Source organism: Vibrio sp. NFR, from assembly GCF_027587095.1.
In the GTDB taxonomy this organism is placed as follows: Bacteria; Pseudomonadota; Gammaproteobacteria; order Enterobacterales; family Vibrionaceae; genus Vibrio; species Vibrio harveyi.
The window spans coordinates 1-23449 of sequence record NZ_JAPPTN010000006.1 but is presented as its reverse complement, the minus strand read 5'-3'; the positions used below and the strand labels follow the sequence as shown (position 1 = coordinate 23449).

General features: G+C 45.3%; 26 protein-coding genes and 1 other RNA gene. 12 read left to right on the top strand and 15 right to left on the bottom strand.

Annotated elements, in window-relative coordinates:
* Nucleotides 1-79: 79 nt before the first annotated feature.
* From OH463_RS12940 to rpoE, 4 genes are read right to left on the bottom strand one after another with little or no spacing between them, the layout of a single operon-like run.
* Nucleotides 80-550 carry a SoxR reducing system RseC family protein gene (locus OH463_RS12940; RefSeq protein ID WP_269991429.1) on the bottom strand — a complete coding sequence of 157 codons (471 nt, stop codon included), beginning with the start codon at nt 548-550 and terminating at the stop codon, nt 80-82.
* Nucleotides 547-1512 (bottom strand): sigma-E factor regulatory protein RseB, encoded by a 966-nt coding sequence (gene rseB / locus OH463_RS12935; protein WP_005449786.1) that lies wholly within the window; start codon nt 1510-1512, stop codon nt 547-549. The genes OH463_RS12940 and rseB overlap by 4 nt, the downstream gene beginning before the upstream one ends.
* Nucleotides 1509-2135, bottom strand: coding sequence for a sigma-E factor negative regulatory protein (locus OH463_RS12930; protein WP_005449785.1), 627 nt, complete (start codon nt 2133-2135; stop codon nt 1509-1511). Before OH463_RS12930 ends, rseB begins: the two co-directional genes overlap by 4 nt.
* Nucleotides 2136-2161: 26 nt before the next feature.
* On the bottom strand, nt 2162-2740 hold the full coding sequence (gene rpoE / locus OH463_RS12925) for an RNA polymerase sigma factor RpoE (RefSeq protein WP_005449784.1): 579 nt from the start codon (nt 2738-2740) through the stop codon (nt 2162-2164).
* Between the two features lie 558 nt (nt 2741-3298).
* On the opposite strand from rpoE, the gene nadB reads away from it, so the two are divergent.
* Nucleotides 3299-4906 carry an L-aspartate oxidase gene (gene nadB / locus OH463_RS12920; protein WP_005449783.1) on the top strand — a complete coding sequence of 536 codons (1608 nt, stop codon included), beginning with the start codon at nt 3299-3301 and terminating at the stop codon, nt 4904-4906.
* A gap of 34 nt (nt 4907-4940) precedes the next feature.
* On the opposite strand, the gene OH463_RS12915 is transcribed toward nadB, so the two are convergent.
* Together OH463_RS12915 and OH463_RS12910 are read right to left on the bottom strand one after the other, a co-directional pair.
* Nucleotides 4941-5381 carry a protein YgfX gene (locus tag OH463_RS12915; protein ID WP_307718074.1) on the bottom strand — a complete coding sequence of 147 codons (441 nt, stop codon included), beginning with the start codon at nt 5379-5381 and terminating at the stop codon, nt 4941-4943.
* Nucleotides 5329-5589, bottom strand: coding sequence for an FAD assembly factor SdhE (locus OH463_RS12910; protein WP_009698777.1), 261 nt, complete (start codon nt 5587-5589; stop codon nt 5329-5331). The genes OH463_RS12915 and OH463_RS12910 overlap by 53 nt, the downstream gene beginning before the upstream one ends.
* 236 nt (nt 5590-5825) lie before the next feature.
* Between OH463_RS12910 and ygfZ the strand changes: the two genes are divergently transcribed.
* From ygfZ to OH463_RS12895, 3 genes are all read left to right on the top strand, one after another.
* Nucleotides 5826-6794 carry a tRNA-modifying protein YgfZ gene (gene ygfZ, locus OH463_RS12905; protein ID WP_269991428.1) on the top strand — a complete coding sequence of 323 codons (969 nt, stop codon included), beginning with the start codon at nt 5826-5828 and terminating at the stop codon, nt 6792-6794.
* Entirely contained in the window at nt 6787-7260 is a 474-nt protein-coding gene (locus tag OH463_RS12900) for an aminoacyl-tRNA deacylase (RefSeq protein ID WP_009698779.1), read from the top strand. Before ygfZ ends, OH463_RS12900 begins: the two co-directional genes overlap by 8 nt.
* Nucleotides 7261-7913: 653 nt before the next feature.
* The gene (locus OH463_RS12895; RefSeq protein ID WP_005449772.1) at nt 7914-8120 is read left to right on the top strand and encodes a DUF1107 domain-containing protein; all 207 of its coding nucleotides are present in this window, start codon (nt 7914-7916) and stop codon (nt 8118-8120) included.
* Between the two features lie 78 nt (nt 8121-8198).
* On the opposite strand, the gene OH463_RS12890 is transcribed toward OH463_RS12895, so the two are convergent.
* Genes OH463_RS12890 through OH463_RS12880 form a run of 3 tightly spaced genes read right to left on the bottom strand, consistent with a single transcriptional unit; the run spans nt 8199 to nt 11232 of the window.
* On the bottom strand, nt 8199-9407 hold the full coding sequence (locus OH463_RS12890; RefSeq protein WP_269991426.1) for an FAD-dependent 2-octaprenylphenol hydroxylase: 1209 nt from the start codon (nt 9405-9407) through the stop codon (nt 8199-8201).
* A 27-nt stretch (nt 9408-9434) separates the two neighbouring features.
* A complete protein-coding gene (ubiH, locus tag OH463_RS12885) occupies nt 9435-10613 on the bottom strand; it encodes a 2-octaprenyl-6-methoxyphenyl hydroxylase (RefSeq protein ID WP_269991424.1) in 1179 nt (392 codons plus the stop codon).
* A gap of 40 nt (nt 10614-10653) precedes the next feature.
* Complete coding sequence (locus tag OH463_RS12880) at nt 10654-11232, bottom strand: YecA/YgfB family protein (RefSeq protein WP_009699857.1); 579 nt, start codon at nt 11230-11232, stop codon at nt 10654-10656.
* Between the two features lie 250 nt (nt 11233-11482).
* On the opposite strand from OH463_RS12880, the gene OH463_RS12875 reads away from it, so the two are divergent.
* The 5 genes from OH463_RS12875 to serA all read left to right on the top strand — a co-directional run bounded on the left by OH463_RS12875 (nt 11483) and on the right by serA (nt 14787).
* Entirely contained in the window at nt 11483-11785 is a 303-nt protein-coding gene (locus OH463_RS12875) for a cell division protein ZapA (protein WP_005449766.1), read from the top strand.
* A 14-nt stretch (nt 11786-11799) separates the two neighbouring features.
* Nucleotides 11800-11984: non-coding RNA, 6S RNA (ssrS, locus tag OH463_RS12870), on the top strand.
* Nucleotides 11985-11989: 5 nt separating this feature from the next.
* Nucleotides 11990-12583: a 5-formyltetrahydrofolate cyclo-ligase gene (locus OH463_RS12865; protein ID WP_017189105.1), complete on the top strand. Its 594-nt coding sequence runs from the start codon at nt 11990-11992 to the stop codon at nt 12581-12583.
* Nucleotides 12584-12641: 58 nt separating this feature from the next.
* Complete coding sequence (rpiA, locus tag OH463_RS12860) at nt 12642-13298, top strand: ribose-5-phosphate isomerase RpiA (RefSeq protein ID WP_038898667.1); 657 nt, start codon at nt 12642-12644, stop codon at nt 13296-13298.
* Between the two features lie 259 nt (nt 13299-13557).
* On the top strand, nt 13558-14787 hold the full coding sequence (gene serA, locus OH463_RS12855; protein ID WP_005449764.1) for a phosphoglycerate dehydrogenase: 1230 nt from the start codon (nt 13558-13560) through the stop codon (nt 14785-14787).
* Between the two features lie 73 nt (nt 14788-14860).
* Here serA and OH463_RS12850 read toward each other — a convergent pair whose 3' ends face one another.
* Complete coding sequence (locus tag OH463_RS12850; RefSeq protein WP_009698785.1) at nt 14861-15556, bottom strand: oxidative stress defense protein; 696 nt, start codon at nt 15554-15556, stop codon at nt 14861-14863.
* Nucleotides 15557-15809: 253 nt separating this feature from the next.
* Nucleotides 15810-16706: a LysR family transcriptional regulator ArgP gene (locus tag OH463_RS12845; RefSeq protein WP_005449760.1), complete on the bottom strand. Its 897-nt coding sequence runs from the start codon at nt 16704-16706 to the stop codon at nt 15810-15812.
* Nucleotides 16707-16847: 141 nt separating this feature from the next.
* Between OH463_RS12845 and OH463_RS12840 the strand changes: the two genes are divergently transcribed.
* Nucleotides 16848-17477: a LysE/ArgO family amino acid transporter gene (locus OH463_RS12840; protein WP_005449759.1), complete on the top strand. Its 630-nt coding sequence runs from the start codon at nt 16848-16850 to the stop codon at nt 17475-17477.
* A 24-nt stretch (nt 17478-17501) separates the two neighbouring features.
* Nucleotides 17502-17984, top strand: a complete 483-nt coding sequence (locus OH463_RS12835) for a YbaK/EbsC family protein (RefSeq protein ID WP_152163038.1) — start codon at nt 17502-17504, stop codon at nt 17982-17984.
* Nucleotides 17985-18046: 62 nt separating this feature from the next.
* Here the strand turns inward: OH463_RS12835 and mscS are convergent, their stop codons facing one another.
* From mscS to epd, 4 genes are all read right to left on the bottom strand, one after another.
* Nucleotides 18047-18913, bottom strand: coding sequence for a small-conductance mechanosensitive channel MscS (gene mscS / locus OH463_RS12830; RefSeq protein ID WP_005436480.1), 867 nt, complete (start codon nt 18911-18913; stop codon nt 18047-18049).
* A gap of 457 nt (nt 18914-19370) precedes the next feature.
* Entirely contained in the window at nt 19371-20447 is a 1077-nt protein-coding gene (fbaA, locus tag OH463_RS12825) for a class II fructose-bisphosphate aldolase (protein WP_005449757.1), read from the bottom strand.
* A gap of 155 nt (nt 20448-20602) precedes the next feature.
* The gene (locus OH463_RS12820; protein WP_005436484.1) at nt 20603-21763 is read right to left on the bottom strand and encodes a phosphoglycerate kinase; all 1161 of its coding nucleotides are present in this window, start codon (nt 21761-21763) and stop codon (nt 20603-20605) included.
* A 153-nt stretch (nt 21764-21916) separates the two neighbouring features.
* A complete protein-coding gene (gene epd / locus OH463_RS12815) occupies nt 21917-22954 on the bottom strand; it encodes an erythrose-4-phosphate dehydrogenase (RefSeq protein WP_009698787.1) in 1038 nt (345 codons plus the stop codon).
* A 198-nt stretch (nt 22955-23152) separates the two neighbouring features.
* On the opposite strand from epd, the gene OH463_RS12810 reads away from it, so the two are divergent.
* Nucleotides 23153-23389 carry a hypothetical protein gene (locus tag OH463_RS12810; RefSeq protein ID WP_005449753.1) on the top strand — a complete coding sequence of 79 codons (237 nt, stop codon included), beginning with the start codon at nt 23153-23155 and terminating at the stop codon, nt 23387-23389.
* Nucleotides 23390-23449: the final 60 nt, after the last annotated feature.

Below are 23449 nucleotides of genomic sequence, written 5' to 3'. Positions count from 1 at the left end.
TCTGTTGACGGCATTTCAATCAAGTTGGCAGATTCTACCCAATTTCGTTAACGGGCGCACCTTATTTAAAGTCTAGAACTTATTGAATAGGTTCACCGAGAACTCGAATGAGGGTGACTTGGCGTTTTGACTCATCTTCTAGTGGGCGTGACACACGTTTTGCGAGCCACATACCACCTGCTGCGAACAATACCGAAGCTAGGATGGTAATGCCCTCACCGCCTGCGGTTAAAGGTACTATCAGGAAGTTGCCAATTACAGCACCGAGAATCAAACCAAACAAAGGAAGAAGGTAGACCGCCATAGCTGATTTGATAAGGCTTGCTTCGGGGAAACCAATTTCCACGACCTGACCAACTTTGACGGATTTTGGGGTACGCAAATGCCACGACAGCGTTTTGTTACCGATCGCTTTGGTAACCACGCCTGTGCCGCAGCTTTTTTGCGATGAACAGCTGCTGCAACTGGTCTGTTGCTCGCAGCTGATATCGACATCATATTGCTGACCGTGACGGTGAACGCCCGTCACGGTAGCCAATGCAGTCATCATTGCACTTCACTCTTTGTTACATTAAAAGTGACCGATTGTGCGATACGCTGAGCCGTTGCCGGCGGAATATCACCAACAACTGAGATTTCATGGTTGCCGCTGACAAAGCTGTGCAATGTGCGGCGACCTTGACGAACCAGTTGACCTTTCAACGAGTGCTCGTCTTTGTCAGCTACATACACTGAAAAGCTAAATAGTCCATCAGAGTAAAGTTGGCTTTCTACCATTTGGTCAGTCACTGCCATGCGGTAACGATTCAGTTCATTGGGATGGAACCCTTCAGGTGTCCAACCCACGGTCCAGTTACTGGTACCGATATCGCCTTTTGGCATTGTCAGAACCGCGGGTAATTGAACCTCTTCCAAACCACTCATCAGTTCACCAATCTTAGGGTTCACTGAGTAAGAAATAGTACGGTACTGCTCAAGCATTTCACCATCACGATCAACGAGATCAGCACGCAGTGGCAGTTTACTCTTCTCATCAATCCACAATACGTAAGAGTAACGTAGCCCATCTTTTGGCACGATGCGCAGCACTTGTGTTGGAACACCAGCCTCACGGGCACGACCTACTTTTACGTAGTCGTAGTACAAGTTTAGCTCGTCGATGTTAGCGTTCAGCATCGGCATGATTGGAGCAACCATTTTACCCGATTCGATGGTAAACGGTTCTGCGCCAGTTTCGATATAGCTTACTTCTGTGCCGCGACGGATCACTTCACGTACAGGACCACTCAAATACACAAGATGTGCGTACTGGTCTTTGTCGTGAGTCGCGTGACGATACAGCAAAGGTTCAATGCTGTTCTTTTTGATAAGGATATAAGAGAGTTCGTAACTTAAATTCTTGCTCGCCTCGCTCATTTGATGCAATAAAGCCTCCGCTGGCTTATCACCAGCAAAGGCTTGCGAAGACATCAGACTGAACAGAGCGCAAGCGCTGATCAGAAATTTTTTCATTCAATATCCGGTGTCAGATGTGCATCTTGTTGAGACGCATCACTGTTAATTCTTAGCTGCAGTTCGTAGTCACGAAGCATAGCATGAACGCGTTTGCGTTGCTCTTGCATATTTGCTTCACCAACGGAACGCTCTACGGATTCACGCGTCAAGCTTACTGGTTCAGCGCTGCCCGCAAATGGCACAGTCTGAAGCACAGGAAGTTGGTCAGCTTGTGGCGACATTGGGTCGCTACCGCCGTACTGTTGAACGCCTAATATCACAACAAGTGACACACACGCAGCAACGGCAACTTGACCAAACTGAGTCAACCATGCAGGCAACTGGCGTTTCGCTTTTTGTGGCTCTGGTTGCGACTCTTTTGGCGCGTCGTTAATTGAAATTACGTTAGCACTGCGCGAATCGATAGCACGATGCACAGGCTCGTCTTCTAACGCTAACGCTACGCTTTCAGCAATATTCCACTCAGGCTTTGCTGGCGCTTCGCCTCGCATCACATCACCAATCAGGTGATAGTTCTGCCAAGCATCACGGCTCTCTTGGTCTTGCTCTAATTCTTGAATTAAAGCCTTATCGACCAATTCTCCATCCATGAGAGCTGAAAGTTTTTCTTTGTCAGCCATTATTTTCACCATAGTTATCACTTGTACTAGCGCTGCAAAAGAGGTTTGATTTTCTTTTCCACCGCCTCACGAGCACGGAAGATACGCGATCGTACCGTTCCCACCGGGCAATCCATTACTTCAGCAATTTCCTCGTAGCTCAAGCCATCAAGCTCGCGCAGAGTCATTGCGGTTTTTAAATCTTCAGGTAAGGCTTCGATTGCACTGAACACTACCCGTTGCAATTCTTTGGACAACGTTAAGTTCTCAGGGTTCGAAATTTCTTTAAGTGCATTACCTGTTTCGTAAAATTCAGCTTCTTCAGCATCAACGTCTGTTGCAGGTGGTCTACGACCTTGAGCAACGATGTGATTTTTCGCAGTATTCACTGCAATGCGATACAGCCACGTGTAAAACGCACTCTCCCCACGAAAACTAGGGATAGCTCGGTAAGCCTTGATAAACGCTTCTTGTGCTACATCTGGAACATCGCCAGGATTACTTACGTATCTGGAGATAAGGTTACATACCTTGTTCTGGTACTTTGTTACCAGCAGGTTGAATGCTTGCTTATCGCCATTCTGAACTCGCTCAATCAATACTTGATCGGTCAGCTGCTCGTTCATTCGAGCGGATACTCCTATTTGTTATGCCCCTACTCTTCTCAGATATGGGTACTAATTATGCAAAACGTAGTATTGACACCACTGCTTACTTGAGCACTATTGTGACCCTGACGTGAATGAGAAAGTTCCATGGTTTCTCAAATTTTTTGTCATTGTTTTTTCACAGTGTGATGTCACTAGCCAAATCCCGCTCCTCGTCCGACTTAAGTCTCGTTTTGACAAGCGAGCATACTGGTGGGGAAATGGGTATAATGGATGATCTCTGTCCCAGATTGTGCTGGGTAGAGCATAGAAAAGCAATGGCATTGACAAACTATTACTTTTCATTTGCATGGCTAATGGCTATCAGAACATCGCGTTACAAACAAAACTCAGGAAGCATCTGCATGCCCAAGGCATGGCAAAATAAGAGTGGCTGAAGTCACCAAGGTAACGCCGATTTCGATACGTCTCCCAACTTAGCCCTTAGCGACGGATGTCGCGTTAATGGAATGCACATGGTGTGCAAAATATACACAAGGTAGCCTTGTTACCTTAGCTTGGGATTGTAAAAGTAATATGAACACAAATCGTGAACATGAATGTGATGTGTTAGTGGTAGGGAGTGGCGCCGCGGGCTTGTCGTTGGCTTTGCGTGTCGCAAACCACTGTAAGGTAATGGTTCTAAGTAAAGGACCGCGCAGCGAAGGCGCAACGTATTACGCGCAAGGTGGTATCGCTGCCGTATTTGATGAGTCGGACACCATTGAGTCTCACGTTGAAGATACGCAAATTGCCGGGGATGGAATCTGTGATGAAGAGACAGTTAAGTTCATCGCGGAAAACTCAAAAGAGTGTGTACAGTGGTTGATTGATGGTGGTGTACCATTCGATCGTGAAGATGATGATTCTGACGATGAGCCACGTTATCACTTAACTCGCGAAGGCGGTCACAGCCGTCGACGTATTTTGCACGCTGCTGATGCCACTGGCATGGCAATGCAAACCTCTCTACAAGACAATGCACACAGCCACCCAAACATTCATGTTCTTGAGCGCCATAATGCTCTGGATTTGATCACCGAAGATAAAATCGGCGGCGACAAAAACAAGATCATTGGCGCTTATATTTGGAACCGCAACGAAGAACAAGTTGAAACTGTTCGCGCTAAATTTGTTGTTCTCGCAACGGGCGGCGCTTCCAAAGTTTACCAATACACTTCTAACCCAGACGTGTCATCTGGTGATGGTATCGCAATCGCGTGGCGTGCAGGTTGTCGTGTTGCGAACCTAGAGTTCAACCAATTCCACCCAACCTGTCTTTACCACCCAGAAGCACGTAACTTCTTGTTGACTGAAGCATTGCGTGGTGAGGGGGCGTATTTACGTCGTCCAGACGGTTCACGTTTTATGCCGGATTTCGACGAGCGTAAAGAGCTTGCTCCACGTGATGTCGTGGCTCGCGCGATCGACTTCGAAATGAAGCGCTTAGGTGCTGATTGCATGTATCTCGATATCAGCCATAAGCCTGCGGATTTCATTACTAAGCATTTCCCAACTATCTACTCTCGTTTGATGGATTTGGGTATCGACATGACTAAAGAGCCGATCCCAATTGTACCTGCGGCGCACTACACATGCGGCGGCGTCATGGTCGATCAAAATGGTCATACCGACCTGAAGAACCTCTATGCGATTGGTGAAGTGAGCTATACAGGCTTGCACGGCGCGAACCGTATGGCATCGAACTCACTACTTGAGTGTGTGGTTTACGCATGGTCGGCAGCCAAAGACATTCTTAAACATCACAGCGAAGTAGAACTAGCATCGCAGGTTCCATGTTGGGATGAAAGCCAAGTGACCAACAGTGATGAAGAAGTGATCATCCAACATAACTGGCATGAGCTGCGCCTATTTATGTGGGATTACATGGGTATCGTTCGTACCGATAAACGTCTTGAACGCGCACTGCGTCGTATTCAGATGCTGCAACAAGAGACGCATGAGTACTACAGTCACTTCCGCGTATCAAACAACTTGCTAGAGCTACGTAACCTGCTGCAAGTCGCAGAGCTAATGGTGCGTTGCGCGATGCAGCGTAAAGAGAGTCGTGGTCTGCACTACACCTTGGATTATCCAAATCAGCTAGAAAATAGTGGTCCAACAATTCTTACGCCAAACAAATAGCACTGACACTAAAAAGTAAGAGTCAGATATAAGATCAAATGGGAGCTTCGGCTCCCATTTTCCATTGTCGTAATATCAAACACAGTTGACGATATGCCACGTCTTCACAACTGTCTCGCCAAATCGTGACTTTTTCCCCCGACGTTAATTCAAACGTGACTTTGAACATCGCCGCCGACACATCAACGCTCGATAATGTAGAGGTTTGCTTGTCATTACGTACCGTGCCATCACGATGTAAATACCAGCCACCACGAGCAGAAGGCACGACAAAACCGCCCTGCATTTGGCAGCGAAGAATCAGTAATAACAGATAAGTTGATAAGACGAGTGGGATAGCAGAGCAGATAAGCGCCCAAACGCAACCTAGGAGAAGAAGTTGGTTGGCAATTTGGGCGTACAGAGAAGTGTTAACCTTGAGATTAACGAACCTTGCTGAGGTTGTGCGCGACAATTTTATCAACCATCGATGCATGACCTAGGTTTTCGCTGCGACCGTGTCCCATCACCCAAGTAAACAGATCTGGGTCATCACATTCTAATAATGAGACAAAATCACGCTGCTCTTGTTCATTCAGTGCTTCAAAGCACTCTTCAAAAAACGGCATAATCACCACGTCAAGCTCAAGCATGCCACGACGACAAGCCCATTTAATACGCGCCTTTTCTTCCGCAGTGTACATTCAGTATTCCTTCATAGATGTCTTGTTCTTAGTGCGGAGTGTAACAAGGGATGTGCAACGTCACTAGTGTGCGGGTCACAATATGTAGCCAAGTCGCTGCAAATCCTGAACGCATTTAATAAACAAACGTTCAGCAAAGCCAAACACCTTAAAATTGCGTGGTTATATTGAGTGCTGACAAATGCCAATTCTGCAATTAACATAGCTGAAAAATATCTTCAAAAGGCATTGTAATCATGGAATGGCAAACTCGCTTTTCACCGCTGAACCTATCGACACAAGACGCACTACCTGAGCTGTCTATCTCGCTATTGGATAATCTGGGCATGATCACCATGGTCGGGGACGACAAAAAGTCATACCTACACGGTCAAGTTACCTGCGATGTGGTTTCTCTTGAGAAAGACCAATCAATGTTGGGTGCCCATTGTGATGCAAAAGGTAAAGTATGGAGCGTCTTCCGCCTATTCCACCATAACGATGGCTACGCAATGGTTCAGCCGAAATCAGCGATTGAAGTAGAACTGAAAGAAATCAAAAAGTACGCGGTGTTCTCGAAAGTGACCATCGAAGAATCAAATGACATCGTGCTGGGTGTTGCAGGTGAGAATGCAGATGCGTTCATCTCAACATTAAATGCTGATTCTGGCGACGTACGTACAGTTGAAGGTGGCACGGCAGTCAAAGTGACTCCAAACCGCTGGTTGCTTGCGCTTACAGCAGAAGCAGCACAATCGTTATTAGAAGACAGCAAAGCAACGCTGACTACTCACGAGCTTTGGACTCGTTTCGATATTGAAGCAGCACTACCATACGTGGCAGCTAATGCGCAAAACGAGCACATCCCACAAGCACTAAACCTACAAGCGCTTGGCGGCATCAGCTTTACGAAAGGCTGCTACACAGGTCAAGAAACCGTAGCGCGCGCGAAATACCGCGGCACCAACAAACGTGCAATGTACATTGTTAAAGGTGCAACTGCTGAAGCCTTAGGTGAAGGTGCGATTGAACTGGAGCGTAGCGTTGGTGAAAACTGGCGTTCAGTAGGCGCATTGCTCACGCATTACCAATTCAGCGACAACCAAGCGATAGGACTCATTGTATTGCCAAACAACCTAGACGATGACACTCGTCTGCGCTTGGTTGCTCAACCAGAGTGTGAATGGGAAATCGCAGCACTGCCGTACAGCCTTGAAGATGAGTAATACCATTCGTACTCCTTTGATGCAGTTTTTGGCGGACCAGAACATCGAGTTCCGTCTTCTTCCTCATCAAAGACCAGCAACAACTATTGAGGATGCCGCGCAACAACGCGGCATTCGCCCTTCTCAAATGGTCAAAGCGATTCTTTTGCGCGATATGGGGAACCAATATGCGCTTGCTTGTGCACCAGGTGATCGTAGTGTTGATCCAAAGAAGGTGCGCGCATTACTGCAGTGCCGTCGTATGACGTGTGTTGATCAAGCAGACGTAGAAGCGATTACCGGATACAAGATTGGAACTGTCACACCACTACTCTTAAAACGCTACATGCCGATCGTATTTGACCCAAGTTTGCTTGAAGAAAAAGAAATCACCATAAGCAGTGGAGATCGCATGGCAGGCTTAGCGCTATCCATCGATGATCTAATCCAATTGTGCCAACCAACCGTGGCTGATATCTGCCGCTAACATGTAATCAAGCGCAGGATTCTCACTCCTGCGTGATCTCACTCATATCTCTCCGATTACACCCAAGAATTTTTAATCATTTTTAAAACATAAATAGTCACAAATAAAAAACTCGTATATGCTGAATTCGTTGGTTAAGTTTTCAACAACGACTCAGCCAACGTAAAGTGAATCTGCTGACTTGTATGACAGCGTTCATTAAGTCAGTCGTCCACTTTTGTGTAATGCATCTGTGACTATTCGCCCGCCGAAGCGGGCTTTTTTTTTGCGTGGAACTTTTTTCCTTTTCCTTCCTCTAACTCAATGAAAGCAATGCATTTGAGGTTTCAACCTCGTCAAAACGAACAAAATGCAACCCATTGAGTAAAAACATTTAGCAAACAATCATTTTCCTTCTATTCTTATTTCTGTAACAAAACTGTTGCTTAATGCACCACGTAAGAACAGGAGAGCTCAAGGACTGGTTCCTTCGACAATGATTTTTTGAGGTAATCCTCACGCTATTTGAGATATGACTCTGTCAATTTGTCTAAGACAGCACAAATCTCTAAAGCCAAGTACCTCAACTGCACTTAATACTATTGCTGTCACAATAACTTTTACGCGAAAAACGTAGAATAACTGGGCTAGGTAAGAGATAAGGAAGAGTAAATATGAGACTGTTTAAGCGCTATACACCAGGTATGATTGCTAAACACATAAGTCGTCTTTTTAAAGGAAGAATCTATATTTACGGAGTCGGTAAGTTCGAGTTTGATAACGGAAAATTGATGTTGCCAGAGAAAGCTGAGAAGCGTCACTTTCAGGCAGTAAAAGAGATTAACCAAGAGATTATGAAGCTCAGATGCGCATACGCTTAGCTTAAACATCGATGTAAAAAGAAAGGCTGGATTAACCAGCCTTTTTTGTATCTTTTGTTTGCGAAGCGAAGAACGTATTTATTGACGCGCTAGTTCCGGCAGGTTGCCTTTCAAACCTAATGCACGCTTCATGATTTCATCTTTCGCACCCGGCAGTTGTCCTGCTAGGCTCAAACCAATACCACGAACCAACTTCTTGGCAGGATTCTCACCAGAGAACAGATCACGGAAGCCTTGCATTGCCGCTATCATCTTCGCCGCTTCGGCTTTACGCCAACGCTCGTAACCACGTAGATTACGTTTGGTGCCAATGTCTTGCCCTTGCTTCCACAGTGCCAACACTTCTTGCGCTAAGCTTGCTGCATCTAATAAACCAAGATTCACACCCTGCCCTGCCAGCGGATGAATGGTATGGGCAGCATCGCCAACTAACGCCACGCGTTCAACCACAAAGTCACGCGCATAACGCATCTTAAGTGGGAATGCTGCACGTTCGCCAACTACTTCACACATGCCTAAACGTGCATCGAATTCGCTAGTCAGTGCTTTATTAAACTCTTGCTCGTTCATCGCCAGCAGTTGCTCTGCGCGATTTGGATCGGTAGACCAAACAATCGAACACATGTGAGGATCAGACATTGGAAGGAAAGCCAATGGACCTTGCAGTGTAAAGATCTGACGCGCAACACTGTTGTGTGGGTCAGCGGTTTTCACGTTCGCAACAAGCGCGCTATGACCGTAATCCCAATGCGTTAGTGGGATATCCATTTGGTTACGCAGCCAAGAATTTGCACCATCAGCGCCAACCACTAACTTCGCTGTCATAGCTTGACCATTATCGAGCGTTAGCCAGCTTTCTTGCTCACCCACCGCAAGCGTTGCACAACGAGCAGGCATAAACAGCATCACGTTATCGAGCTTTTGAACTTGCTCTAGCAGCGCCAATTGAATTACGCGGTTTTCAACGATATGACCAAGATCCGGTTGAGCCATGCTCTGCGCATCAAATGCGATATTCGCGAAGCTATCTTGCTCCCACACTTCCATCGCATGGTATGGTGAAGCGCGACGCTGCTCGATACCTTGCCAAGCACCAAGCTTGCGAAGGATGGTTTCACTTGAACGGCTCAACGCCGACACACGTACATCTGGGAGTTCATTTAGGGTGTCGTTTGGCACTGCACCTTCGATAACGGCTACTCGCAGGTCACTGTCCTTAAAAGCGGCAGCTAATGCTAAACCCACCATTCCACCACCGATGATGGCGATATCTACACTTTGCATCATTGCTTTTGTTACCTAATTCGTTGCCGTTTATCGTTTCACTAGACCAAGTGTATGGCGTAGCAGCGGCTGCTTAAAAGTAGAAAGGTTATCCATCGTTGCGAGAGCAAGGTTACGCCCAATTCGCATCGCCGGTAAATCATTTGAGAAAATATGCACGAGAGAGCTAGTTAACCAAATCGTTTCGCTGCGATCATCTTCACGGCGCTGGCTAAATCGCATCAAACCTTGGTAGCGACCGGCATCTTCAGCTTGCTTAACCACCTCTTCCGCTAATGATGCCACATCACGAATACCAAGGTTGAAGCCTTGTCCAGCAATCGGGTGAAGCGTTTGTGCAGCATTGCCGACAATAGCAAAGCGGTGCGAAATGTTCTGCTTACGATGACGCAGAAGAAGCGGATAGCTCGCGCGTTGTCCGACTTTCTGCATCGCACCTAGTCGCCAACCAAAATCGTTCTGCAAGCGCTCAAGAAACTCTGCGTCAGACAAGTTCACGACGCTTTGCGCTTCTTCAGGACGCAGACACCATACTAACGACATACGGTTATCACTCATCGGCAACAGTGCGACGGGACCATTCTCTGTAAAGCGTTCAAAAGCGCGACCTTGATGAGGCTCTTGCGTCACAATATTCGCGATCACTGCCACTTGGTCGAAATCATGCTCAGACAGCTCTAAACCGATTTGCTGGCAACATTGCGACACAGCGCCATCAGCAGCCACTAGCAACTTAGCTTCCAGCTTCTCACCGCTGCTCAACTCAATGTGTGCTTTGTCTTGCTCACGCTCGATGTTCGCAACCGAATCAGGGCAAAACAGAGTGATTGCTTTGCTCTTATCCAAGAGCTCTTGGTAGACACGACCTACATCGGCAAGTTCCACTACGTAGCCAAGGGCTTCAACGCCAACTTCGTGCTTGGTAATATCAGTCATGCCCGCATGAGAGCGGTCAGAAACATGAATATGTTCAATTGGAGTTGCACAAGGCTCGATAGCAGACCACAACTGCAAGTGACGCAGAATGTTAACGGTACCGTAGGACAAAGCAATCGAGCGCGAATCAAAGCCCGGATGTTGATCCGATTGAGCTTTAAAAGGCTCAACAACCGCAATTTGCAGCGCGCCTTTAGATAAACGGTCGATTGCCAACGCAAGTGTGGCACCTGCCATGGCTCCACCAGCAATTACAACGTCATATTGCCTCATGCTAACCTCTAGAAGCTATTCGATAATGGGAAACAAGTGATTAATGAATCGTTGGTTTGTTTTCGTTGCTTTCAGGACGAGCACCAAACTCTGCATGAATAGTTAATACGCAGGCTTTAACGTGTTCGATTACTTGCTCTAACAATAGTGCTTGCTCGCCTAGATCATCATCTTCATCAATGCCCAGTTTGGCAATTTCTTCTAGATCCGCTAAGGCTTCTTTTGCATCGTCTGACGCTTTATCAATCGCAATACCCGCTAAACCCATTCCTGAGATAAAGTGGTTCACAAAATCAGACACACCATCTGCTAGTGCGAACAAACCTTCTTCACCCGCTTCATCAGGAAGCAGCAAAGACAACTCCATAGAAGTGCCAGTTAGCTCGTTAACGGTTACTTGGAACACGCTTTGTGCCAGTGCTAATGCGCTTGATGGCCAGCCCATACCTTCGTTGGTGTAATCAAACAGAATTGGTTGCCAGGTTTGGTCGTTAATCGCCAATCCACCACTGAGCATGCCAACAAGTAGACCATGCAACTCTGCTGGTGTCACAGCAAGGCTTGCAGATTTCAATTCGGCAGCAATAGATTGGTATTCAGGAAGGGTGATTTCACTCATAATCTTGGCTCATTCTTGCGTAATAATGTATCGACATATCCTACCATCAAGCCTAGTCGGCTGAAACGGCTATCAAATTCAATTTTGGACACCATTTGAGCAATTTGCCCAATTCCTGTGTGATCACTTCACCATTTTTCTTTCTGTGAAGGGAAATGCTTGAATCTTAATAGCGGTTTTCCTATAGTTTCCTCCTCGGTAGTTGTATAACGCAACGCCTTAGATAGCGCGAATATAGAGTTTATTCATCATGAGCAATCAAGCGATCGACGTTGAAATCCTTGGCAAAATGACACGAGTGAATTGTCCTGCGGGGCAAGAAGAGTCACTAATTACAGCGGCTAAAGATCTTGATCGTCGATTGAAAGAGATGAGCGAGCGTACTAAGGTAACCAATGAAATTCAGCTACTGACCTTTGCTGCATTGAACATTTGCTATGAATTGCATACCAAATCATACGAATCTAACGGTCAGCAACAAGAAATTACTGAGCGAATGGAAAAGCTCACCGCGTCTTTAGAAAGCGCGCTTAGTAAAGTGAAGCAAGGATAGCAGTAGATACCAAATTTACCCTGGGGTGTGCGTCAGTTGGATTTAAGTCCCTGAGCCGATAAGCAATACCAAAGGGTTAGTACTTGATAGCTATTGAGCAAGCTTGGCATGCACCGAGAAGCCTACGGTTATCATTGCTGATCCGCCTTGAACCAGCTGGTTCAAGGGCCACAATCCTCAACGGCACCCTGGGGTATCCTCTCTATGTCTGACCTATCTCGACAAGAATTCCGCAAACTTATCCGCGAAAAACGCAACGCACTTTGCAGCGATACTCAGTTTCAAGCTGGACGTGATCTCGTTCACCAGTTTTCGCAGTTACCAGAAATAAAAAGCGCACAGCACATTGCTATCTATTTGTCTGCCGATGGCGAGTTAGACACCAAACCTCTGATTGAATCACTATGGCAGCAAGGTAAGTCGATTTACCTGCCCGTCATTCATCCTTTCTCTAAAGGTCAATTGCTCTTCTTGCAGTACATCAATGATGAACAGTTGATATACAACAAATACGGAATCTTAGAACCTGCGCTTGATATCCGTTTCCTCAAACCAGTTCGTGAGCTTGATGTCATTTGCACGCCACTAGTCGGATTTGACAGTGTTGGGCATCGCCTAGGAATGGGCGGAGGCTACTACGACCGGACGCTTTCACGTTGGTTTAGTACTGGAGAAGGCGCAAAACCTATCGGCATCGCCCATGATTGTCAGCATGTCGAGCATCTTCCCGTCGAAAGTTGGGATATTCCATTACCTAAGATCGTGACTCCAAGCCAAATCTGGCAATGGGAAAAGTAACGCTTAACCGCTATAATCACGCCGCAAACGTTAACGAACATCTATTCAGGAGATTGGCATGACTCAAGATGAAATGAAGAAAGCGGCTGGTTGGGCAGCACTTAAATATGTTGAGAAAGGCAGCATTGTCGGTGTTGGTACTGGCTCTACCGTGAATCACTTCATCGATGCCCTAGGCAGTATCAAAGATGATATCAAAGGCGCAGTGTCTAGCTCTGTTGCTTCTACTGAGCGTCTAAAAGAGCTTGGTATCGAGGTTTACGAGTGTAACGACGTAGCAATGCTAGATATCTACGTTGATGGTGCAGATGAAATCAACGCAGCGCGTGAAATGATCAAAGGTGGCGGTGCTGCACTGACTCGTGAAAAGATCGTTGCGGCTATTTCAGAAAAATTCGTATGTATCGTTGACGGCACAAAAGCCGTTGACGTACTTGGCCAGTTCCCACTTCCTGTAGAAGTTATCCCAATGGCACGCTCTTACGTGGCTCGTGAATTGGTAAAACTAGGTGGTGACCCTGCATACCGTGAAGGTGTAACAACGGACAACGGCAACGTGATCCTAGACGTACACAACATGCAAATCACTAACCCGAAAGAACTTGAAGACAAGATCAACGCCATTGCAGGCGTAGTAACTGTGGGTCTATTCGCTCACCGCGGTGCAGACGTGGTTATCACTGGCACACCAGAAGGTGCGAAAATAGAAGAATAAATCATTAGATGATTTAAATTTTCTGTTATTTCATTACAGACGGCGCCCTAGGGCGCCGTTTTTTCTTCCTTTTTCTAAGAAAAGCATGCCTTATTCCGTAATTTTCTTACCCAAAGCAAAAATTTTTTGTTACTTTATTGAACAGAAGACGCACAAGGAAACGTTTGTCTTCCGACAAAACTGTTAATTATCCCCTTTTTAATGGTTTTGCTTTATGTGCGCCACATTAGCCCACCTTTCCATTTTAAGGACGAGAAAAATGGCCAAAGTTTCACTGGAAAAAGAAAAGATTAAGATCCTCTTGCTAGAGGGACTCCACCCTTCTTCAGTTGAAGTTCTTCAAGCAGCTGGCTACAGCAACATTGAATATCACAAAGGTTCCCTTCCGGAAGAAGAACTGATTGAAGCAGTAAAAGACGTGCACTTCATCGGTATCCGTTCTCGAACGAACTTATCGGAAGAAGTGATCAATGCAGCGAACAAGCTAGTTGCAATTGGCTGTTTTTGTATTGGTACCAACCAAGTTGATTTAGGCGCGGCAGCAAGCCGTGGTATTCCTGTTTTTAATGCACCATTCTCAAACACGCGCAGTGTTGCTGAACTAGTATTAGGTCAGATCCTACTCCTTCTTCGTGGTATTCCGGAAAAGAACGCGCTAGCGCACCGTGGTATTTGGAAGAAGAGTGCAGACAGTTCTTACGAAGCACGTGGTAAGCGTCTGGGCATCATCGGTTACGGTCACATCGGTACTCAGTTGGGTATCATTGCAGAAAACTTGGGGATGCGCGTTTACTACTACGACATTGAAAACAAATTATCGCTAGGTAACGCTACGCAAGTGTTCACTATGAGTGAGCTTTTGAACAAGTGTGACGTGATTTCTCTACATGTACCAGAAACACCAGAAACCAAGAACATGATGGGCGAAGAAGAGTTTGCTCGCATGAAGCCGGGCGCTATCTTTATCAACGCCGCGCGCGGTACCGTGGTAGACATCCCTGCTCTATGTCATAGCTTAGAATCTGGTCATATCTCAGGAGCAGCGATTGACGTGTTCCCTGTAGAGCCGAAAACTAACGCCGATGCGTTTGAATCTCCACTGCAGAAGTTCGACAACGTAATCTTAACTCCGCACGTCGGTGGTTCAACGCAAGAAGCGCAAGAAAACATTGGTGTTGAAGTTGCTGGTAAACTAGCGAAATACTCTGACAACGGTTCAACCTTATCAAGTGTGAACTTCCCAGAGGTATCATTGCCTGAGCATCGTGAATGTTCACGTCTATTACACATCCACAAAAACCGCCCTGGTATCCTGACGCAAATCAACACCATCTTTGCTGAAGACGGCATCAACATCGCAGGTCAGTACCTACAAACTGCCGCTGAGATCGGTTACGTAGTTATCGACGTTGAGACTTCTCGCGCAGAAGAAGCACTAGTGAAACTAAAAGGCATCGAAGGCACAATCCGTGCTCGTATCCTTCACTAATCTATTTGAACAAACACAAAAGGCAGGGATTCCCTGCCTTTTTTCGTTTTATTCGTCCGTATTTACTTAAGCATTATTTCAGCCTGTAAACCACATCCACTTGGTCACGAATCACGAGTGTAGAGTCTTGGTAACTGTTTGTACTTTCTCTTGCATCCATTGCCATTGAACGCATCAATACCGGGCGAGCATGCATTTGGTTATAGTTGATCTGCCAAACGTCTCCTAACTTCTTATCAAATCCGGTCGCTAATGAGGCAGCTTTACTCTGCGCGTCTTTAATCGCTGCCATGCGTGCCTTTTGCTGATATTCAGACTGGTTGCTCACTTTTAACTGAATATTGTCGACTTGGTTGATGCCGGCTTTCAGCGCCATGTCCAAGTACTCATTCAAGTTCGCAAGATCATTGACCGTCACGTCAATGCTACGTGATGCACGGTAGCCCACAAGTTCCGCCTTGCCCGATTTTGGGTAGTGATATTGTGGAGCCAAGTATAAGTTTGAGCTAGTAATGTTATCTTTTGATAAACCTGCATCTGCAAGGCTCTTAAGAAACGCATCAACTGTATTGTCGACCGATTGCTTCGCTTGCTCTGCTGTCATTGTCGTATCAACTACCTTCACAGAAAAAGTAGCCATATCTGGTGTTGCAACTACCTCACCGTAACCAGTGGTTGATACATGGGCAAAACTTGGTACATCGCTCGCAAACACAGAAATACTGGTAAGGCTTAATGCAGACGCCAATAAACATGAAGACAGTTTCATTCGACAAATCCATCCGTTTTGAAAGATTAAGGTCACTCCAGTGCCAGATCTCACTCGAGAGATTCGGTGAATACTGTAGCAACTGAGTTGGTATCCTAGCTTCAACGAGGAGAGACACCAATGAACTGGAGTGTATATAGACTCATCATAGAAACTTCTGTCAATTATCCAAGCGCCCTACGCGACTTCTAACACAACTTTGACTGTGTTACTTCACAGTAATTTCAACTTAAAACGCGAGCCAACTGGGAACTTATTGCGGTAAATGTTGTTGAGCGTAACCAATAATCGCTTGTGAGATTTCTTGAAGAACCCCCGTTTCTAACTGCCAGTGGTGCCAGTAAATTCGATAGGACATCAAAAAACCTGGCGTAATATCAATCAACTTACCATTTTCTAATTCATCGGTGATCTGTAATCGAGGAATCAAACAATAAGCCACACCTGCTAACGCCATCTTGAGGAAAGCTTCTGAGCTACTAATATTGTGATGAATGACACTGTCAGGTCTTACGTTGAAATGTTCAGTCAAAAACTTCTTATGCAGATCATCATATTGGTCGTAAGACACCGCCGGCGCTTTCGCGAGTGTTTGATTGTTAACCCCTTCAGAGAAATAGCGTTGATAAAATTCTGGGTTGGCGACACAGACATAATCGATGCGACCGAGATAGTCGGCACGACAGCCCGGGATGGCTTGAGATTCCAAACTGATAGCCCCTGCAACCTCACCACTTCTTAGCTTTTCAATTGAGCGCGATTCACCGTAGATGGTTAACTTAAGCTCCACTTGGCGATGCTTCATTACATCCTGCAGCGCAGGTAACAACCATGTAGCGAGGCTATCTGCATTCGTCGCCAAGGAGAGTTGTACAGGGCGAGTGGTAGTGTCGTTCTTCAGTTCAGGGAGGATTTCATGCTCAAGAAGTCTAACGCGGCGATATAGTCCAAGTAACTTCTTACCAATCGGTGTCGGCTTTGGTGGTTGCTCACGGATAAGTACAGGTTGAGCAAGGTACTTTTCGAGCTGTTTAATTCGCTGGGAAATGGCTGATTGTGAAACAAATAAGTGTTCTGCTGCTCGGTCAAAACTACCTTGATGCACGACGGCATCTAAAGCTTCTATCCATTTATAATCCAATCCTCGCACGTGCTTTTCCTCCCTAACAAACGCCAAACACACAAGATAAGTAACACTAATAATATATTAAAATCATTAATTATACTTATTTAAATAAAAGCTTTATCTTCCATTTCTCTGTTGTTCTATTGCTAATTTTTGAGGTGTGTTGTGAGCTTTTGGGTGTTATTACAAGGATTCGGTTTAGGTGCGACGATGATCATTCCAATCGGTGCGCAGAATGCGTACGTCCTTAACCAAGGTATTAAGCGTCAACATCACCTGACGACTGCGACTATCTGTAGCATCCTAGATATGATCTTCATTTCGCTCGGTATTTTCGGTGGCGGTGCGATCCTGTCGCAAAATGAAATCCTACTGACATCGGTGACATTAGGTGGTATCGCTTTCTTGAGCGTTTACGGTTTGCTGTCACTAAAGAGCGCATTCAAACCATCTGATGCATCGGAGTCAAAAAGTGAAGTGGTCGCACGCGGTCGTCGCACTGTAATTCTTGGCGCACTTGCCGTCACCGTTTTGAACCCACACCTATACTTGGATACTGTAGTGATCTTGGGATCCATCGGTGGTCAGTTCGAAGGCAACGATCGCATCGCATTTGCAATGGGAACCATCATGGCATCATTTGCGTGGTTCTACACGCTGTCATTAGGTGCGGCGAAATTAGGTCCGACGCTCTCAAAACCAAAAGTGAAAAAAGGCATCGATATTGCGGTTGCCGTTATGATGTTTACTATCGCTTTTGCTCTCGCAAATGAACTAATCACCAAATACTGGTAAAGAAAAATAGGAAAGAAATACGACATGGAGTCACTGCAGAAAATCTACCAACTCAATCGAGAGCGGTTTAGTGCGCTCTCCATCCCCTTTCGAGAATGGCAGCATGAAGCCATTCTCGACTTTGAAACCGATATCAAAGTTGCCGCTGAACTCGGCTGGACAGGCACTCACACCAAGAGCCTTTTTCTCAAACTGAAAGGGTTAGGTTACGCCATATACGTGACCGACAAAGACTCGCGTTTAGACTCTAAACAAATCAAAACCATTACCGGCAAACGACCTTCAATTTGTAGTGATGATGAAATGATCGAACAACTAGGCTGCGTACCCGGTGCGGTTTGTCCGATAGGGTTACCAGAGCATGTCACTATCATTGTGGATACTGCACTTTATCAACATGAAGAATTGCTCTATACCCCGGGTTTACCCGAATCGACTTTCGGTTTTGCAGGCAAAGAACTCAAGCGACTACTCCTAGCCGGCAGTAATACTTTATTAGAAATATAAAAGCGCTAGAGATAAAAAAAGCGAGGCAAACGCCTCGCTTTTTATGTTCTCAATCGAAGTGATTAAGCTTCTACTTTGTTCAAGTGAACATCCATTTGTGGGAATGGAATTTCGATGCCTGCTTCGTCTAACGCTTCTTTGATTGCTTGAGTAGAATCGAAGTAAACGTCCCAGTAATCCGCTGTTTTACACCATGGGCGAACCACAAAGTTTACTGAAGAGTCAGCTAGAGCCAGCACACCAATTTGGATTGCTGGATCTTTAAGGATACGCTCATCTTTTTCTAGCACATCACGGATAACTTGCTTAGTTTGTTTAAGGTCAGCGCTGTAAGAAACACCGATAACTAGGTCTACACGACGCGTAGCGTGGCGAGAGTAGTTAGTGATTGCACCACCGATAACTGATGAGTTCGGTACAACAACCATTTTGTTGTCAGGTGTTTTTAGTACAGTTTGGAAGATTTGAATTGCTTCAACACTACCCGCTACACCGCCAATTTCTACGTAGTCACCAGACTTGAATGGACGGAATGCAACAATCAGTACGCCCGCAGCGAAGTTAGATAGTGAACCTTGTAGAGCAAGGCCAACAGCAAGACCTGCCGCACCGATTACCGCAACTACAGATGCAGTTTGAACACCGACACGACCTAGTGCCGCGATAAGTACGATAACGAATAGAAGGTAACGAACTAAACCATTGACGAATTCAACAACAGCTTTGTCCATCTTTTTCTTTTCAAGCACTTTTGAAACGCTGTTTGCTACCGCTTTAACGATAATGTTACCGATAAATAGGATCAGCAATGCAGAAATGATGTTCACACCGTATTGAATAAGAAGATCTGAGTTGTTATTTAGCCATGTTTCAGCTTTGCTCAAACCATCTGTTAAAGAGGTATCGATACCCATCGATTCACCTGCCATAATTCGTATCCTCAAAATAAAGATATTAAATCTAATTGCCGTTAATTTATGAACCTTGTTTTTTTATAGGTTCTTATTCACAACAACATCCCTATTGTTTTCCTGAACAGTGTCAGATTTTTGGCACAATATCTCAAAACTGAAATTTTGCAAAGTCAGAGTTTAGCAAAGACCTACAAAACAAAGCTTTATCAGAATTTTCTGATACCGGCATGTTACAGAGTACGCAATGGATTTACATTCCGCCACACTTTTTACTTGGTTTTCTGCCACTTGATGCGGAAATGCGCTGAGTTTCGAAATTTGTACCAACATGAAGGGATATGAAGTGAGGCGATCATATAGCAGCTGACTAAGTTATCAATTGCACGCAGAGGAAGAATAGGATTTGTCTCATTGTTTAGACATAAAAAAACCCGCTCTAAGAGCGGGTTTTTAGAAACTCAGTTGAGACGAATTATAGTACGTCTACTGCGTTTAGGTCAGCAAATGCTTTCTCTAGGCGAGCTACCATTGAAGCTTGACCAGCACGTAGCCATACGCGTGGATCGTAGTACTTCTTGTTTGGAGCGTCTTCGCCAGTTGGGTTACCGATTTGACCTTGTAGGTAATCGTGGTTGTCAGCTTCGTACTGACGGATACCATCCCAAGTTGCCCACTGTGTATCAGTATCGATGTTCATTTTGATAACACCGTAGCCGATAGACTCTTGGATTTCTGCTTCAGTAGAACCAGAACCACCGTGGAATACGAAGTTTAGAGCGTTTGGTGCGATACCGAACTTCTCTGCACAGTATGCTTGAGAGTCACGTAGGATAGTTGGAGTTAGAACAACGTTACCTGGCTTGTAAACGCCGTGTACGTTACCGAAAGAAGCTGCGATAGTGAAGCGGTGTGAAACAGCGCTTAGTTTCTCGTATGCGTAAGCAACGTCTTCTGGAGAAGTGTATAGCTCAGATGCGTCCATGTGAGAGTTATCAACGCCATCTTCTTCACCACCAGTACAACCAAGTTCGATCTCGATTGTCATGTTCATCTTAGCCATGCGCTCTAGGTACTTAGCACATGTTTCGATGTTTTCTTCTAGAGACTCTTCAGAAAGGTCTAGCATGTGAGAAGAGAATAGAGGTTTACCAGTTTGAGCGAAGAACTCTTCACCAGCGTCTAGTAGACCGTCGATCCATGGAAGAAGTTTCTTAGCAGCGTGGTCAGTGTGTAGGATTACTGGCACACCGTAAGCTTCAGCTACAGTGTGAACGTATTTAGCACCAGCTACAGCACCAAGGATTTGAGCACCTTGACCTTCAAGTTTCACGCCTTTACCAGCGAAGAAACCAGCACCGCCGTTAGAGAACTGAACAACAACTGGAGCTTTAACTTTTGCAGCTGCTTCTAGTACTGCGTTTACAGAATCAGTACCAACAACGTTTACTGCAGGAAGAGCAAATTTGTTTTCTTTTGCTACTTCAAATACTTTCTGAACGTCATCGCCAGAGATAACACCTGGTTTTACGAAGTCGAAGATCTTAGACATGGATGTAATCCTATTTATCTGTCGTTTTTTAAACAAAACTTGTTAAATTGAAAAATCTTGCAAACGTTTGCTCACAACTGAGGCTATTCTAGCAGAGTTCCACTCTCGTTGCAGCAAACAAGAAAGCGGGAGATGACTCCCCCGCTTTGCGATTATTACTTAGCGCGTGCTTCTAGCATTTCAACTGCTGGAAGTACTTTACCTTCTACAAACTCAAGGAAAGCGCCGCCGCCAGTAGAGATGTAAGATACGTCAGCTTTGATACCGAACTTGTCGATAGCTGCTAGCGTGTCACCACCACCTGCAACAGAGAAACCTTCAGAAGCTGCGATAGCTTCAGAGATACCTTTAGTACCTGCTTCGAAGTTCTTGAATTCGAATACGCCTACTGGACCGTTCCAAAGGATAGTCTTAGCGTTCTTAAGGATTTCTGCTAGTTCAGCAGTTGAATCTGGACCAAGGTCGAAGATCATGTCGTCGTCTTGTACTTCAGAAACGTGCTTGATTTCAGCTTCTGCGTTCTCATCGAATGCTTTCGCACATGCAACGTCAGTTGCTACTGGAATTGCACACTCGTCCATTAGCTTCTTCGCTGTTTCAACTAGGTCTGCTTCGTATAGCGACTTACCAACGTTGTGACCAGCAGCTGCGATGAATGTGTTAGCAATACCACCGCCAACAACTAGTTGGTCAGCGATTTTAGATAGAGACTCAAGAACAGTTAGCTTAGTAGAAACTTTTGAACCACCTACGATAGCAACCATTGGACGAGCAGGCTTGTCCATTGCTTTACCTAGTGCTTCTAGTTCGTTTGCTAGTAAAGGACCAGCACATGCTACGTCTGCGTGCATACCAACACCGTGAGTAGATGCTTGTGCACGGTGAGCTGTACCGAATGCGTCCATTACGAAGATGTCACATAGAGAAGCGTACTGCTTAGATAGTTCTTCTTCGTTTTTCTTCTCGCCTTTGTTAAAACGAACGTTTTCAAGAACGACTAGTTCACCAGCGTTTAGTTCTAGACCGTTTAGGTAGTCTTTCGCTAGTTTAACTTCGCAGTCTAGTGCGTCGTTTAGGTAGTTAACTACTGGTTGTAGAGAGAACTCTTCAGCGTATTCACCTTCAGTTGGGCGACCTAGGTGAGAAGTAACCATAACTTTAGCACCAGCTTCTAGACAGTGCTTGATAGTTGGAAGAGATGCGATGATACGTGCATCTGAAGTTACTTTACCGTCTTTTACTGGCACGTTTAGGTCAGCACGGATAAATACACGTTTACCTGCAAGATCCAGGTCAGTCATCTTGATTACAGACATGATGTGTCCTCTCAAATATTAAATAATTAAAGTTTTTAAAAACTCGGCAATCCTGCCAAGCCCGTTAATTCTTCAAACTGGTTATTGATATGGAGATACGTCAGATTTATTTCAAGGCTTAAAATAAAAATTTTCTCCATCGCTTATTCACTCTTATTGCTCCACCTGTGAAGAAGCTTGCATTGCTAAAGCGGTATCCAGCATCCGGTTAGCAAAGCCCCATTCGTTATCGCACCAAACGAGCATTTTTACGAGTTGCCCGTTACTCACTCTTGTCTGAGTTCCATCCACAATTGCACTATGGGGATCGTGATTAAAGTCGATGGAAACGAGTGGCGATTCAGTATAGTCAACAATGTCACGTAATGTACACTGAGATGCGTTAACAATGGTTTGATTTACGTCATTAACTTTCACATTTGTACTAATTGTGACACTTAAATCCATCGCAGTGACGTTAACTGTTGGAACTCGAACCGAAATTGCTTCAAATTTGTTAGAAAATTTCGGGAAGATTCTTTCAATTCCTTTATGCAACTTAGTGTCCACCGGAATAATCGATTGGCTGGCAGCACGAGTGCGACGTAAATCATTGTGATAAGCGTCGATAACCTGCTGATCGTTCATTGAAGAGTGAATCGTTGTGATAGTACCCGACTCTATGCCGAACGCCTCATCCAAAACTTTGATGATAGGGACAATACAGTTGGTGGTGCATGAGCCGTTCGACACCACGCGGTGTTCGTCTTTGAGAGTTTCGTGGTTCACACCATAGATAATGGTGTTATCGAGATCGCTTGCGCCAGGGTGTGAGAACAGAACTTTATGAGCCCCCGCTTCAATATGGGCTTGTCCGTCAGCTTGTGAGCCGAAGACGCCAGTACAATCCAGTACGATATCGACTTCTAAGTCACGCCATGGCAAAAGTTCGATTTCAGCAAGGTGGAGGATTCTAATTGGATCGTATTCGCCACTGTCGTGGTGAACGTAGAGGTGTTCTTGGTCATGCGAGATTTTCTTTCCGAAGCGACCATGACTAGTATCATACTGAAGAAGATGTGCCATCGCTTCTGGTTGAGCCAGTTCATTAACTGCAACAACCTTGATCTGCTGGTGCTTACCGCTCTCGTATACTGCTCGCAGTACATTACGACCGATACGTCCAAATCCATTGATCGCAACTTTTAGCATTTATCCTTCGCCTCACCAAAAATTCGTGTCACAGATAGTACCTGATACGAAGACTGAACGCATTAAGTAAGTGATCTCCCTCGCGGTAAACTATCTTTTCACTTCCCGAAATATTCATTTCACTAATATATTGATTTCTGACATCGCATGTTTCGCTTGGCATTTTAACTCCTTTTTGACCACCAAAAGGAAATGCGTATGTCAGGTTTTCCCACTGCTCACTTTTGCAAGCGATGCAATAGAGAAACACCACACTCAGAGGTGCTGGTCCGTAAACCAAGCAGTTACGATACGGATAAATCGATTCTTGGAACCTTAAAACTTTGGGCTCATACCCTGATAAACGGCGGTCACTATTACGATATGGATCGTTATGTCACTTGTAAGGAATGTGGACACAAAGAGAAGGATAACTGGGGAAACGAATTTGAATAGGCACAAAAAAACCGAGCACTAATGCTCGGTTTTTCATTTCTAGCGCTAAATTACGCTAAT

Excerpts from the sequence above, each read along its gene's own strand:
- OH463_RS12940 (WP_269991429.1), bottom strand. The coding sequence starts at position 550 with ATGATGACTGCATTGGCTACCGTGACGGGCGTTCACCGTCACGGTCAG.
- nadB (WP_005449783.1), top strand. The coding sequence starts at position 3,299 with ATGAACACAAATCGTGAACATGAATGTGATGTGTTAGTGGTAGGGAGT.
- OH463_RS12865 (WP_017189105.1), top strand. The coding sequence starts at position 11,990 with ATGTCTGACCTATCTCGACAAGAATTCCGCAAACTTATCCGCGAAAAA.
- OH463_RS12910 (WP_009698777.1), bottom strand. The coding sequence starts at position 5,589 with ATGTACACTGCGGAAGAAAAGGCGCGTATTAAATGGGCTTGTCGTCGT.
- OH463_RS12850 (WP_009698785.1), bottom strand. The coding sequence starts at position 15,556 with ATGAAACTGTCTTCATGTTTATTGGCGTCTGCATTAAGCCTTACCAGT.
- OH463_RS12930 (WP_005449785.1), bottom strand. The coding sequence starts at position 2,135 with ATGGCTGACAAAGAAAAACTTTCAGCTCTCATGGATGGAGAATTGGTC.
- OH463_RS12875 (WP_005449766.1), top strand. The coding sequence starts at position 11,483 with ATGAGCAATCAAGCGATCGACGTTGAAATCCTTGGCAAAATGACACGA.
- OH463_RS12895 (WP_005449772.1), top strand. The coding sequence starts at position 7,914 with ATGAGACTGTTTAAGCGCTATACACCAGGTATGATTGCTAAACACATA.
- serA (WP_005449764.1), top strand. The coding sequence starts at position 13,558 with ATGGCCAAAGTTTCACTGGAAAAAGAAAAGATTAAGATCCTCTTGCTA.
- epd (WP_009698787.1), bottom strand. The coding sequence starts at position 22,954 with ATGCTAAAAGTTGCGATCAATGGATTTGGACGTATCGGTCGTAATGTA.
- ygfZ (WP_269991428.1), top strand. The coding sequence starts at position 5,826 with ATGGAATGGCAAACTCGCTTTTCACCGCTGAACCTATCGACACAAGAC.
- rseB (WP_005449786.1), bottom strand. The coding sequence starts at position 1,512 with ATGAAAAAATTTCTGATCAGCGCTTGCGCTCTGTTCAGTCTGATGTCT.
- OH463_RS12890 (WP_269991426.1), bottom strand. The coding sequence starts at position 9,407 with ATGATGCAAAGTGTAGATATCGCCATCATCGGTGGTGGAATGGTGGGT.
- rpiA (WP_038898667.1), top strand. The coding sequence starts at position 12,642 with ATGACTCAAGATGAAATGAAGAAAGCGGCTGGTTGGGCAGCACTTAAA.
- rpoE (WP_005449784.1), bottom strand. The coding sequence starts at position 2,740 with ATGAACGAGCAGCTGACCGATCAAGTATTGATTGAGCGAGTTCAGAAT.
- OH463_RS12820 (WP_005436484.1), bottom strand. The coding sequence starts at position 21,763 with ATGTCTGTAATCAAGATGACTGACCTGGATCTTGCAGGTAAACGTGTA.
- fbaA (WP_005449757.1), bottom strand. The coding sequence starts at position 20,447 with ATGTCTAAGATCTTCGACTTCGTAAAACCAGGTGTTATCTCTGGCGAT.
- OH463_RS12835 (WP_152163038.1), top strand. The coding sequence starts at position 17,502 with ATGGAGTCACTGCAGAAAATCTACCAACTCAATCGAGAGCGGTTTAGT.
- mscS (WP_005436480.1), bottom strand. The coding sequence starts at position 18,913 with ATGGCAGGTGAATCGATGGGTATCGATACCTCTTTAACAGATGGTTTG.
- OH463_RS12810 (WP_005449753.1), top strand. The coding sequence starts at position 23,153 with ATGTCAGGTTTTCCCACTGCTCACTTTTGCAAGCGATGCAATAGAGAA.
- OH463_RS12900 (WP_009698779.1), top strand. The coding sequence starts at position 6,787 with ATGAGTAATACCATTCGTACTCCTTTGATGCAGTTTTTGGCGGACCAG.
- OH463_RS12880 (WP_009699857.1), bottom strand. The coding sequence starts at position 11,232 with ATGAGTGAAATCACCCTTCCTGAATACCAATCTATTGCTGCCGAATTG.
- ubiH (WP_269991424.1), bottom strand. The coding sequence starts at position 10,613 with ATGAGGCAATATGACGTTGTAATTGCTGGTGGAGCCATGGCAGGTGCC.
- OH463_RS12915 (WP_307718074.1), bottom strand. The coding sequence starts at position 5,381 with ATGCATCGATGGTTGATAAAATTGTCGCGCACAACCTCAGCAAGGTTC.